Origin of the sequence: Bacillus cereus group sp. RP43 (assembly GCF_040459645.1) — a bacterium.
Lineage (GTDB): Bacteria > Bacillota > Bacilli > Bacillales > Bacillaceae_G > Bacillus_A > Bacillus_A mycoides_C.
Genome location: NZ_JARVHQ010000001.1, coordinates 100,535 through 112,736 on the forward strand (window position 1 = coordinate 100,535; position 12,202 = coordinate 112,736).

The following is a 12,202-nucleotide window of genomic DNA, read 5'->3' on the forward strand; positions in this document are numbered from 1 at the left end:
AGTGTGAAATGAATGGAATATATATAGTATCTTTTTGAGGGTTTGGCTTATTCAATATATTGAAATCTCATGAAAATTTGAAACAAACGCGGTTAAACCACTTATTTAATTCTATATATTGATCGGAGTTTTTAAAAGGTCTTTTTCAAATGAATATGGAATATATTTCTTTTGTTGTTTAAATTAAATTCCTCTCATTTAATTTAGAACATTCAGAAAAACTATTTGACATCAGGAAATTATTGCTATAAAATCAACGGTAATTGCATAGTCTTATCAAGAAAAGGTGGAGGGACAGGCCCGATGAAACCTTGGCAACAGCCGTATAACGGAATTGTGCCAAATCCTGCAGGTAATAATCCTGAGAGATAAGAAAGAACCTTAGAGCGTGTTTTCAAACTGCTCCTTTCTTGTTTTCAGGGAAGGAGCAGTTTTTTATTTTGCATAAAAGAAAGGAGAATGAGAGATGGGAGAATCATGGGGGAAAGGAACGATTTGTGTGCAAGGTGGCTATACGCCAAAAAATGGTGAGCCGCGTGTTTTGCCACTTTATCAAAGTACAACGTATAAATACGATACGTCAGATGATTTAGCAGCACTATTTAATTTAGAGGCAGAAGGATATATATATACGCGTATTGGAAATCCTACTCTAGCTGCATTTGAGCAGAAGTTATCAGATTTAGAAGGCGGTGTAGGGGCTGTTGCAACAGCTTCTGGGCAGGCAGCTATTATGCTTGCGGTTTTAAATATTTGCAGTAGTGGAGACCATTTACTTTGTTCTTCAACTGTTTACGGAGGAACGTTTAATTTATTTGGAGTGAGTTTGCGTAAGCTTGGTATCGATGTTACGTTCTTTAATCCTAATTTAACGGCAGATGAAATTGTGGCACTTGCTAATGATAAGACAAAACTCGTTTATGCAGAGTCATTAGGAAATCCAGCAATGAACGTTTTGAATTTCAAAGAACTTTCAACGGCAGCAAAAGAATTAGAAGTACCTTTTATCGTTGATAATACATTAGCGACGCCTTATTTATGCCAGGCGTTTGAACATGGGGCAAATATCATTGTCCATTCTACAACGAAATATATTGATGGCCATGCAAGTTCTCTAGGCGGCATTGTAATAGATGGAGGGAACTTCGATTGGACAAATGGAAAATACCCTGAGCTTGTCGAACCGGATCCGAGTTATCACGGCGTAAGCTATGTTCAAAATTTTGGAGCAGCAGCGTATATTGTGAAAGCACGCGTTCAGTTATTAAGAGACTACGGAAACTGTATGAGCCCATTCAATGCATATATTAGCAACATTGGCCTTGAAACATTGCATTTACGAATGGAGCGTCATAGTGAAAATGCTCTCGAAGTTGCTAAGTGGCTTGCTAATCATGATCGCATTGAATGGGTGAATTATCCAGGGTTAGATAGTAATGAAAATTACTCGTTAGCACAAAAGTATTTGAAAAAAGGTGCTAGTGGAGTTTTAACATTTGGTATTAAGGGCGGATTAGAAGCAGCAAAAGAATTTATCGCAAATGTAAAGCTTGCAACTCTTGTAACGCATGTAGCTGACGCAAGAACTTGTGTAATCCATCCTGCTAGTACGACGCACAGACAATTAAGCACAGAAAATCAGCGTTTAGCTGGTGTTACATCTGATTTAATCCGTTTATCGGTCGGTATAGAAGATGTTTCTGATATTATTGCAGATTTAGAAGCGGCGCTAGTCGGAGGCAAACAACATGCCGATCATAATTGATAAAGATTTACCAGCTCGCAAAGTATTGCAGAAGGAAAATATTTTTGTAATGACGAAGGAGCGAGCAGTAACACAAGATATACGTGCTTTGAAAATTGCTATATTAAATTTAATGCCTACAAAACAAGAAACAGAGGCGCAATTACTTCGTTTAATTGGAAATACACCGTTGCAATTAGATGTGCATTTACTTCATATGGAATCGCATCTGTCTCGCAATGTAGCGCAGGACCATTTAACGAGCTTCTATAAAACATTCCGTGATATTGAGAATGAAAAATTTGATGGACTCATTATTACAGGAGCACCAGTTGAAACTCTTTCTTTTGAAGAAGTAGATTATTGGGAAGAACTTGGACGTATTATGGAGTATTCAAAAACGAATGTAACATCTACGCTTCATATTTGCTGGGGGGCACAAGCAGGTTTGTATTATCACTATGGTGTGCCGAAGTACCCTCTTGCGGAAAAAATGTTTGGTGTATTTGAACATGAGGTTCGCGAGCAACATGTGAAATTGTTACAAGGGTTTGATGAAGTGTTTTTTGCTCCGCATTCTCGTCATACAGAAGTACGAGAGAGCGATATTGAAAAAGTGAAAGAATTAACGTTATTAGCCAGTTCTGAAGAAGCGGGTGTTCATCTTGTTATTGGGCAAGAGGGAAGGCAAGTTTTCGCACTCGGACATAGTGAATACAGTTGTGATACGTTAAAGAAAGAATACGAACGGGACTGCCAAAAAGGGTTAAATATTGATGTGCCAAAAAATTATTTTAAACATAATAATCCAAATGAGAAGCCGCTTGTTAGGTGGAGGAGTCATGGGAATTTATTATTCTCTAATTGGCTGAATTATTACGTGTATCAAGAAACCCCTTATATATTGTAAATGATTGTATAACACGTGGTAGCGTTTTATTTGTAAAGATCAACCTGTATTTTTCTTAATATTCAAAATACATTGTTTTTCAGATTTTTTGTCTATATAATGGCATCTAAACACAATTTTTAAGGGGTGGACAGTATTATGAAAGAAATTCAAGTGGGGTTATTAGGTCTTGGGACAGTTGGTAGTGGTGTAGTTCGTATTATTACAGATCATCAAGAACGACTTATACACCAAGTAGGTTGTCCAGTGAAAGTAACGAAAGTATTGGTGCAAAACATTGAGAAAGAGAGAGAAGTAGACGTGCCTTCTACTCTATTAACACAAAATGCAAATGAAATTTTAGATAATTCAAATATTGATGTTGTCATCGAAGTGATGGGTGGCATTGATGATGCAAAAGCATATATTTTACAAGCTTTACAAAGCGGGAAGCACGTTGTGACTGCAAATAAAGATTTAATGGCGTTACACGGAGCGGAACTATTAGCAGTAGCAAAGGATAATAAGGCTGATTTATTTTACGAAGCAAGTGTAGCTGGAGGGATTCCAATTTTACGGAGCATCGTAGAAGGACTTTCCTCAGATCTTATTACGAAAGTAATGGGAATTGTAAATGGGACGACAAATTTTATTTTGACGAAAATGTCAGACGAAGGGAGAGCATATAACGACGTGTTAAAAGAAGCTCAGCAGCTTGGATTTGCAGAAGCAGATCCAACATCAGACGTAGAAGGTTTAGATGCAGCAAGAAAAATGACGATTTTGGCTACTCTCGGTTTCTCTACAAATGTAGAGCTTGGAGATGTGAAGGTAAAAGGAATTACTTCTATTACAGCAGAAGATATTGAATATAGTAAGAGCTTAGGCTATACAATTAAATTAATTGGTCTCGCAAAGCGAGATGGCGAGAAATTAGAGGTTACAGTTGAGCCAACTTTACTTCCAAATGCACACCCTCTTGCGGCAGTGCAAAATGAATATAATGCTGTCTATGTGTATGGTGAAGCGGTAGGAGAAACGATGTTTTATGGACCGGGAGCAGGAAGTTTACCGACAGCGACAGCTGTTGTTTCTGACCTAGTTGCTGTAATGCAAAATATTAGGCTTGGTGTAAACGGAAATAGTGCGGTAGTCCCGCAATATCAAAAGGTACTAAAAGAGCCAGATGAAATTGTTGTGAAAAAGTTTTTAAGACTTCATGTGAAAGACGAAATTGGTGTGTTTGCAAAAATTACATCCTTGTTCTCTGAGCGCGGTGTTAGTTTTGAAAAGATTATTCAAATGCCACTTGAAGAGAAAGGGAAAGCAGAAATCGTAATTGTAACGCATCGTGCTTCTCTTGCGGATTATGAGTACATTCTACATACATTGCAATCGTATGAAGAAATAGATTGTGTGAAAGCAAACTATCGAATTGAAGGAGATGCTAAGTAGTATCTCTTCTAATAAAACGAAAACCCTATTAAGCGGCTTGCTTAATAGGGTTTTTTCTATTTAAAATCTGCGTACCAACTTGAATAAATGCTTGAATAATCCAACCTGTTGTAAAGGATAAGATAATTGTTCCAAAATAGATTGGCCCATCTAATAAGAAGCTTAATGTTAAAAATAAAAAAGCTAATGAAATTTCTGTTCTTCTAAATGTCCATTTCTTTTTCTCAGCAACAGTTAAAACGAAAGCCTCTTGAGGTGCTGCGCAAAGGTTAGTAGAGACGTAAAGACCAATTCCAGCTCCGACGAATAGATTTCCGCAAATAAGTGTTATATATTTTGGAAGAGAGCGGATAGCGTCCATAATAGTCGTAATAGAACCAACCCAATCAACAAAAAGAGAAATAAGAATCATTGTGACAATTGTGCCGATTGTAATTTGTTTTTTGTCCCAAAAGAGTACGATTAGGGTAAAAACAAAGTTAATCATAAAAATCCAAAAACCAATACTTATCCCAAAATTTTGATATAGTGCAATAAAGAAGGAATCATAAGGGCTAAGTCCAAAGGAAGTAATTGTCGTCATCATATTAATACCGATGGCGAGAATGAGTAAACCGCCAATGAAAAATATATATTCTAATTTGAATCGAAGCATAGTTGTATATCCTTTCAAAATGTATTTGCTAGGAAAGGATATATTGTGGAAAGCTTACCAGGTCAAGGGAGAATTTTTGTGAGAAGGGGAAAATGAGATGACGAATATAAGAAAGATTGCTGAACTTGCTGGGGTATCGGTTTCAACTGTTTCACGTGTACTCAATAATCATCCGTACGTGAATGAACAGAAACGAAAAGAAATTTTAGCGATTATAGAAGAATTAAATTATACGCAAAATGTGAATGCTATTCATTTAGTGAAAGGAAAAACGAATGTAATTGGCGTTTTATTGCCGCACGTAAATGATCAATATTACAGTGCCATTATTGGGGGAATATCAAAGGAAACCGCAAAGAATAATTATAATATGATGCTTTGCCAGACAAATTATAGCGAAGAAAAAGAGCTTGAAATTTTACAGATGTTAAAAATGAAAAAGCTTGATGGAGTAATTATATGTTCACGGACAAATAGTAAGGAAAAACTTGAAGAGTATACGAAGTTTGGTCCAATTGTGATGTGTGAAGAAATAGATTCGAATTTCATTTCGAGTGTACATATTGATTACTACAAAGTATTTTTGCGCGGGATGAAAAGCTTAATAGATGCTGGTCATACACGTATCGGATATTGCATTGGAAGAAGTAATAGTATTAATAGCCAAAGGCGAAAAAAGGCGTATGAGGATTCACTTCAACAGATTGTTATAACACCGTTAGATGCCTGGAAGTTTAAAGGCTGTTTTACGGTGGAAGATGGGCGCAATGTAGTCAGGGAATGGGCTAGTATGTCTGTAAAACCGACGGCGTTTCTTGTATCTTGTAATCATATTGCTGCAGGAATGGTAACGGAGGCGAAAAAACAAGGAATTCGTATCCCAGAGGATATTACGATTATCGGATGTGATGATCAAGAGGTAGCAGATATATTAGGTATTACGACGATTTCGCATTCGAGTAAAAATGTTGGTATAAAGGCATTTGAATTATTATATGAAAAGATTAATGATGAGGAAATAGATGTGAAACATGTAGAGTTATTACCAAATTTGGTAAATAGGGAAACGACATAATAGAGAAGGTGTGAAAATCGCTTTTCGAAAATTCGTTTGGTATAATTATGGACAATCTATAGGGGCTAAAAGGGGTTTTGATATGAGATCAAAATTAGTAAAAGTAATTCTACTCATTACAATTGCGTCTTTCTGTTTATTTGCATATGGTTTTGTTTCGGGTGTGAATGATGTATTAAATCCGAAAGCTTCCAAATTAATTACAAAGACTGACGTAGTGGCAAAAGAGAAAAAGAAAACGGGAACGTTACAAATAGTTAGTCTAGGTGATTCGTTAACGCGAGGCGTTGGTGATAAAGAAGGAATTGGCTATATTGGACGAATGAAACAGGATTTACAAAAAGATTATAAACAAAAAGTTGCACTAACCAATTTGGCAGTTAGTGGCGCAAAAATGCCGGATTTATTAAAACAATTAGAGGGTAGCGGTGCTCAGTATTCAATTAAGCAAGCAGATGTAATTGTTTTAACAATTGGAGGAAATGATTTGTTCCCAGGATGGGAATCGCTCGGAAAGATAGATTTAGAAACGTATCGTCCTGATACGGAAACGTTTCAAAATGAAGCAAAGAAAATTATAGAAGAAATTCGTAAATTAAATACAGATAGCCCTATTTTTTGGCTAGGTTTATACAATCCTTTTGAGGATGTGGAAGATTTAAGAGGTTCATCAAATATTGTTGTTGATTGGAATGCTTCTTTAGAGAAGTTAGCATTAAATGATAAAAATGTATATATCACACCGACATTTGATTTATTCCAAAATCGCGGAAAAGATTTATTATACTCCGATCATTTTCATCCGAATGAAGTAGGCTACACATATATGGCAGAGCGATTAGTCCAAAACGTCGTAAGTAAACTAAAACTAGAACAAGGAGGGATAAAATGACGATGATACTTTCCGTACGAGACGTGAAGAAGGTAATTGGAAAGAAGACACTTGTAGAAGACATTTCATTTGATGTAAAGCAAGGAGAAGTGTTTGGCTTTTTAGGACCGAACGGAGCCGGGAAAACGACAACAATTCGAATGTTAGTCGGACTGATTAAAGCGACAGAAGGTACTATTTCTATTGGTGGTTATTCTATTAAGGAAAATTTCAGAGAAGCGATGCGTCAAATTGGAAGTATCGTTGAAAACCCAGAGCTTTATACATATTTAACAGGATGGGAAAACTTAAAGCAATTTGCGCGCATGCTTGGTGATATATCAGATGAACGTATTATTGAAATTGCAAAAATGGTTCATTTAGATGAGCGTATTCACGATAAGGTAAAAACATATTCCCTTGGTATGAAGCAGCGCCTCGGAATTGCACAGGCGCTGCTTGGAAACCCGAAATTGCTCATATTAGATGAACCGACAAATGGTTTAGATCCAGCTGGGATTAGAGAACTTAGGGAATTTATACATAAGCTTGTAAAAGAAGAAAATATGAGTGTATTTATTTCGAGTCACTTATTAAGTGAAGTGCAAATGATATGCGACCGTGTTGCTATTATTCATAAAGGAAAAATGATAACAGTTGCACCTATTGAAGAGTTGATCAAAACAGCGAGTGATCGTGTGGAATGGGTCGTTACACCGATTTCCAAAGCAAAAGACATGTTAGACGCTGCCGAAGAGGTAGAGGAAGTTATTATAGAAGATGAGCGTTTACTATGTCGTATGGATGTTGCGTCTGTTAATATTTGGAATAAGAACTTTGTAGAAAACGAGATAGATGTACATAGCGTCAAAGAGCTTGTATTTACGCTAGAAGATTTATTTATTGAACTCACAAGGGGTGAGCAACATGCGTGAATTTGCAAATCTAGTTTTAAATGAATCAGAAAAGATTTATCGTAAGAAACGGATTGTTGTTGTTATGCTTATTTTAGCAATCTTGATTCCGCTTTTTGTGTATGCTCAGTATCGTGAAATAGAAACAACGCAAAAAAGGCTTGGTACGACCGATTGGAAAGTATCATTGCAACAACAAATTGTTGATTCACAAAACCGCTTGAACAATTCTAGATTGCCAGAAGAATGGCGTGATTGGTTAAAAGTAAGAGTGGAACAGCAACAATATTATTTAGATCATGATATTAATCCGACTGCGCCAGGGGCACCAACATTTGTGAGGGCATTTATTGAACAAGGAATAACGTTATTTATTCCATTGCTCGTTATGATTGTCGCCATTGATATTGTTTCAGGAGAACGAAGCGATGGTACGATGAAAATGCTTCTGACGAGGCCAATTCGGCGCTGGAAAATACTCCTTAGTAAATATGTGACGATGTTATTTTTCATTTCGCTCATATTGCTTCTTGTCGGTGTGTTTGCTTACGCATTATCAGGGCTTGTATTTGGATACTCTGGATGGAACTTACCTGTTTTAACTGGATTTGTTATCGATAAGGAAACATTGAATACGAACTTTGTCCATCTTATTCCGCAGTGGCAATACATTTTAATGGCGTACGGATTAGCTTGGTTTGTTGCCATTGTGGTTGGAACTATATCATTTATGGTTTCTGTTTTAATTCGAAATACACCAGCTGGTATGGGCGTTATGTTAGCTGCGTTAATCGCAGGCGGCATTTTAAGTTCATTCGCAACGTCTTGGGAAGGTGCGAAATACATTTTTAGTGTCAATTTATCGTTAACGGATTATTTATCAGGAAAACTGCCTGCATTACAAGGATTATCAATGGGATTTTCTTTAATGAATTTAACGGTTTGGGCAGTAGTATCTCTTATCATTTCATTTGTAGTATTTACAAGGCAGGATATGGTGAATTAATTGGATAGGAAGTGAAGGCATGGAAAACATTTTGCAGAATGATTGGGGACCATTACTGAGGTCAGAATTTGAGAAAGAATACTATCAAGCTTTAGCTAATTTTTTAAAAGAAGAGTATGAGGAGCATGTGATTTATCCAAAGAAAGAAGATATCTTTAACGCTCTTCAGTATACAAGTTATGAAAATACAAAGGTCGTTATTTTAGGACAAGACCCATATCATGGACCGAATCAAGCGCATGGTTTAAGCTTTTCTGTACAACCTGGCATTAAAACGCCACCGTCATTGCTAAATATGTATAAAGAACTTCGAGATGAATATGGTTATGAAATTCCGAATAACGGTTATTTAGTAAAATGGGCGGAGCAAGGAGTCTTATTATTAAACGCGGTATTGACGGTTCGTCAAGCTGAAGCAAATTCTCATAAAGGAAAAGGATGGGAGCATTTCACAGATCGCGTAATTGAGCTATTAAATGAACGTGAAAAGCCAGTTATTTTCATATTATGGGGACGCCATGCTCAGGCGAAGAAAAAATTAATTACGAATACGAATCACTATATTATCGAGTCCGTACATCCAAGCCCATTATCAGCAAGACGAGGTTTCTTTGGAAGTAAGCCGTACTCTAAAGTAAATGAGATTTTATCTAAAATGGATGAAAAAGAAATCGATTGGCAAATTCCGAATATATAAACGCAAAAAAGGTAGCTAACAATTGTTAACTACCTTTTTACTATTACTGTTCATTTTTTAGTTTTGCATCTAGTACAAAAGTACCAAATGGGATAACTGATGCAACAAGTGCACCAAGTGCCCATAAAATTGTTTTACGGTGTACGATTGTTACTTGAATTACCGCAAAGATGAATAGTATGAATAAAACGCCATGAGCCATACCTGTAATTTTAACAGCTGTTGCAAACCCTGCAAAATATTTTAATGGCATTGCTACAAATAATAGTAATAGGAAAGAAATCCCCTCAACTAAGCCGATTGCTCTTAATCGTCCGATTGGTGTAGATAACATGAAATAGCCTCCTTTAACGTATGCTTGTATATAGTAAATTTGTATTCTTTTTCAAAATAAAATAGTCTATTTTGTTCCATTATATACAAAAAGAAACTTTACACTACGAGAATAGTGCAAAGTTCAAAATATAGTCACAAAAGCAATGTAATTTAAATAAAAACCTATTTGAAGTATTTGACTTCAAATAGGTTTTATGAGTGAAAATATTAAACAAGTACTTCTCTTTTTAGTACGAACTTCTCTACAACTTTTGCAACGCCATCGTTCATATTTGTATCTGTTACGTAGTTTGCAATTTCTTTAATATCATCTGGTGCATTGCCCATTGCAACGCCAAGACCAGCGAATTCAATCATTGCCTGATCGTTATAGCTATCACCCATTGCGATAACTTCTTCGCGTTTAATACCAAGTTTTTGGATTAATTGGTTTAAGCTCGTTCCTTTTGTAACACCATATTCAGTGAATTCTAAGAAGAATGGTTTAGAGCGCATAACGCTTAATTGACCTTCTAGTTGTTTTTGTAGTTTCTTTTCTACTTCGACAAGGCGTTCAGCTTCTTTATTCATTAATACTTTTACTACAGGCTCTTTAACAGCAGCTTTAAAATCATCTACTACAACAATTGGCATACCAGTAATATCGCCTTCAATTTCAGTATACGAATTATTTTCTTCCGTTACGATATCATCGCCAATATAAGTATGAATCCATACATCTTCAGTTTTACTAATTTCAAATAGGTTGTGAACGATTTCAGGAGATAGCGTGCTACTGAAGATTTCTTCATTTGTTTTACAGTTAATAATTTTTGCACCGTTAAAAGATAGAATGAAGCTACCGTATTCTTCTAAAAGAAGTTCTTTTGCAACATTGCGCATACCAAACGTTGGGCGCCCAGAAGCAAGTACAACTTTAACCCCTTGCTCTTGTGCTGTCATTAAAGCCTCTTTCGTACGAGGCGAAATTGTATGGTCATCGCGTAATAAAGTATCATCTAAATCTAAAACAATCATTTTATAAGTCATATAGAAAATTCCTTTCTTTGTTGGAATAGAAATAAATTTTTATGAAGATAGTGGGGAATATATAGTAAGACATCGAACCTCTTTATATGAAATTAGGAGAAGTTCTGCATTGTTAGTATAAATTATCATGAGCGTGTTGCCCATGACAATTTATCATTATCGTAACAACTCTAAAGGCAGAGTGCAATAATGGAAGTTTTCCAATTTACGATAGTTGTTTTTCGTGCGAACGAGAAAATAGTATTTCTAGCAAGATTGCCATTACAGATCCAAGAACGAGACCGTTACTTAAAAATGATGCTAAAAATGGTGGCAGCGTAGAAAATGCTCCGGCTGGAACGAACATAACTCCGATTCCTGTAAAGATTGAAAGACCTGCTACTTTAAATAATTGTTCTTTATTTTGCACAGTGTCATATTCGCGAAAAGCGAGACCAATCATGCTTGCAAATACAGGGTAAATCGCAGCATACCCAACTGCAACGGGGATTGCTGCAAAGAATGAAGTAATCTTTGGGAATATACTAACAAGAATGATAAAGCTTGACCCTAACATAAATGGAAGGCGCTTATAAATATTTGTCGTTGCGATAAATCCCGCTGATCCAGAAATGGCAACAGGACCAATGGCTGAAAATAGACCGCCTAGCAATTGATTTATTCCTGTTATAATGCCAGCTTGTTTGAAGCGATCTGGAGCTGCATCTTTTTCATACTTAGACACAACCTTTTGTACAACGCGAATGCTTGCTAACATATTTGTTAGAAGTAATAGTGTGACGAAAACTACCGTAATTGCCATGTTCCATTCAATGCGAGGCATTCCGAAAACAAATAGAGATGGAAGACGAATTATATCTGTCACAGGTGTTACTGGATTAGATAATCCGAAGCACGCGAATAATATCCAGCCGCAGACGATGCTGAAAAGAACGGAATATTGTCCAATAATAGGTAGCTTCATAATGAAAAAAGATAGTAAAATAACAATGAGTGAAAGAATAAATACCTTTGGCTGTACTTCTGTATGTTGTCCATCAAGGCCAAACATGCCTTTTAAGAAGGAGCCACTAAGTTGTGCGACAAGAAGGAATAAATATGTTCCAATTACTGTCGGTGTAAAGTAACGAACCAGTTTATCAATAAGTCCAAAAACACTAAGAATAATACAAATGATGCCACTTAATAGGAAAGCGTACTGAAGGACCTTAAGTGTTTCATTACTTGATCCAAATAATACGACACCTAAGCTTGCATAAAGGGAGAAAATTCCCCACCAAAGGCCTGCAGGACCTTCTTGAATAGGAAGTTTATGACCAAATATAGCTTGCAGTAGGCCGGCAAAACCGAGAACAAATAATGTTCTTTGTACAAATGCGATAGCTTCAGCACCATCGAGACCGTAACTAGTTGCGACACTAATTGGTACAATAAGACTTCCAGCTAAAATAAATAGTGCCCATTGTAAGGCAGAAAGAAATAGCTTCATTATATCAACCTCTTTCATAGATTCCGTTTCTAGTATATACGT

12 protein-coding genes and 1 riboswitch are annotated in these 12,202 nt (G+C 36.3%); of the genes, 8 read left to right on the top strand and 4 right to left on the bottom strand.

Features of this window, described 5'->3' with window-relative positions; translation table 11 throughout:
• Window positions 1–270: 270 nt before the first annotated feature.
• Window positions 271–375, top strand: a riboswitch (SAM riboswitch).
• Between the two features lie 91 nt (window positions 376–466).
• The 3 genes from QCI75_RS00475 to QCI75_RS00485 all read left to right on the top strand — a co-directional run bounded on the left by QCI75_RS00475 (window position 467) and on the right by QCI75_RS00485 (window position 4,088).
• Window positions 467–1,765, top strand: a complete 1,299-nt coding sequence (locus QCI75_RS00475; protein ID WP_144507329.1) for a bifunctional O-acetylhomoserine aminocarboxypropyltransferase/cysteine synthase — start codon at window positions 467–469, stop codon at window positions 1,763–1,765.
• Entirely contained in the window at window positions 1,749–2,654 is a 906-nt protein-coding gene (gene metA / locus QCI75_RS00480) for a homoserine O-acetyltransferase MetA (protein WP_144507328.1), read from the top strand. The genes QCI75_RS00475 and metA overlap by 17 nt, the downstream gene beginning before the upstream one ends.
• Window positions 2,655–2,792: 138 nt before the next feature.
• Window positions 2,793–4,088 (top strand): homoserine dehydrogenase, encoded by a 1,296-nt coding sequence (locus QCI75_RS00485; protein ID WP_353759815.1) that lies wholly within the window; start codon window positions 2,793–2,795, stop codon window positions 4,086–4,088.
• Window positions 4,089–4,116: 28 nt separating this feature from the next.
• Here QCI75_RS00485 and QCI75_RS00490 read toward each other — a convergent pair whose 3' ends face one another.
• Window positions 4,117–4,743, bottom strand: coding sequence for a YczE/YyaS/YitT family protein (locus QCI75_RS00490; protein ID WP_002159723.1), 627 nt, complete (start codon window positions 4,741–4,743; stop codon window positions 4,117–4,119).
• A gap of 97 nt (window positions 4,744–4,840) precedes the next feature.
• Here QCI75_RS00490 and QCI75_RS00495 point away from each other — a divergent pair, with 97 nt between their 5' ends.
• From QCI75_RS00495 to QCI75_RS00515, 5 genes are read left to right on the top strand one after another with little or no spacing between them, the layout of a single operon-like run.
• The gene (locus QCI75_RS00495; protein ID WP_353759816.1) at window positions 4,841–5,818 is read left to right on the top strand and encodes a LacI family DNA-binding transcriptional regulator; all 978 of its coding nucleotides are present in this window, start codon (window positions 4,841–4,843) and stop codon (window positions 5,816–5,818) included.
• Between the two features lie 10 nt (window positions 5,819–5,828).
• Window positions 5,829–6,710, top strand: coding sequence for an SGNH/GDSL hydrolase family protein (locus tag QCI75_RS00500; RefSeq protein ID WP_144507324.1), 882 nt, complete (start codon window positions 5,829–5,831; stop codon window positions 6,708–6,710).
• Window positions 6,707–7,624, top strand: coding sequence for an ABC transporter ATP-binding protein (locus QCI75_RS00505; protein ID WP_353759817.1), 918 nt, complete (start codon window positions 6,707–6,709; stop codon window positions 7,622–7,624). The genes QCI75_RS00500 and QCI75_RS00505 overlap by 4 nt, the downstream gene beginning before the upstream one ends.
• Window positions 7,617–8,609: an ABC transporter permease gene (locus QCI75_RS00510; protein ID WP_078180857.1), complete on the top strand. Its 993-nt coding sequence runs from the start codon at window positions 7,617–7,619 to the stop codon at window positions 8,607–8,609. The genes QCI75_RS00505 and QCI75_RS00510 overlap by 8 nt, the downstream gene beginning before the upstream one ends.
• 19 nt (window positions 8,610–8,628) lie before the next feature.
• On the top strand, window positions 8,629–9,306 hold the full coding sequence (locus QCI75_RS00515; protein ID WP_353759818.1) for a uracil-DNA glycosylase: 678 nt from the start codon (window positions 8,629–8,631) through the stop codon (window positions 9,304–9,306).
• 43 nt (window positions 9,307–9,349) lie between these two features.
• Here the strand turns inward: QCI75_RS00515 and QCI75_RS00520 are convergent, their stop codons facing one another.
• From QCI75_RS00520 to QCI75_RS00530, 3 genes are all read right to left on the bottom strand, one after another.
• Window positions 9,350–9,640 carry a DUF3817 domain-containing protein gene (locus QCI75_RS00520; protein WP_098775416.1) on the bottom strand — a complete coding sequence of 97 codons (291 nt, stop codon included), beginning with the start codon at window positions 9,638–9,640 and terminating at the stop codon, window positions 9,350–9,352.
• A gap of 209 nt (window positions 9,641–9,849) precedes the next feature.
• Window positions 9,850–10,671, bottom strand: coding sequence for a Cof-type HAD-IIB family hydrolase (locus tag QCI75_RS00525; RefSeq protein ID WP_353759819.1), 822 nt, complete (start codon window positions 10,669–10,671; stop codon window positions 9,850–9,852).
• Between the two features lie 205 nt (window positions 10,672–10,876).
• On the bottom strand, window positions 10,877–12,160 hold the full coding sequence (locus tag QCI75_RS00530) for a purine/pyrimidine permease (RefSeq protein ID WP_144507320.1): 1,284 nt from the start codon (window positions 12,158–12,160) through the stop codon (window positions 10,877–10,879).
• Window positions 12,161–12,202: the final 42 nt, after the last annotated feature.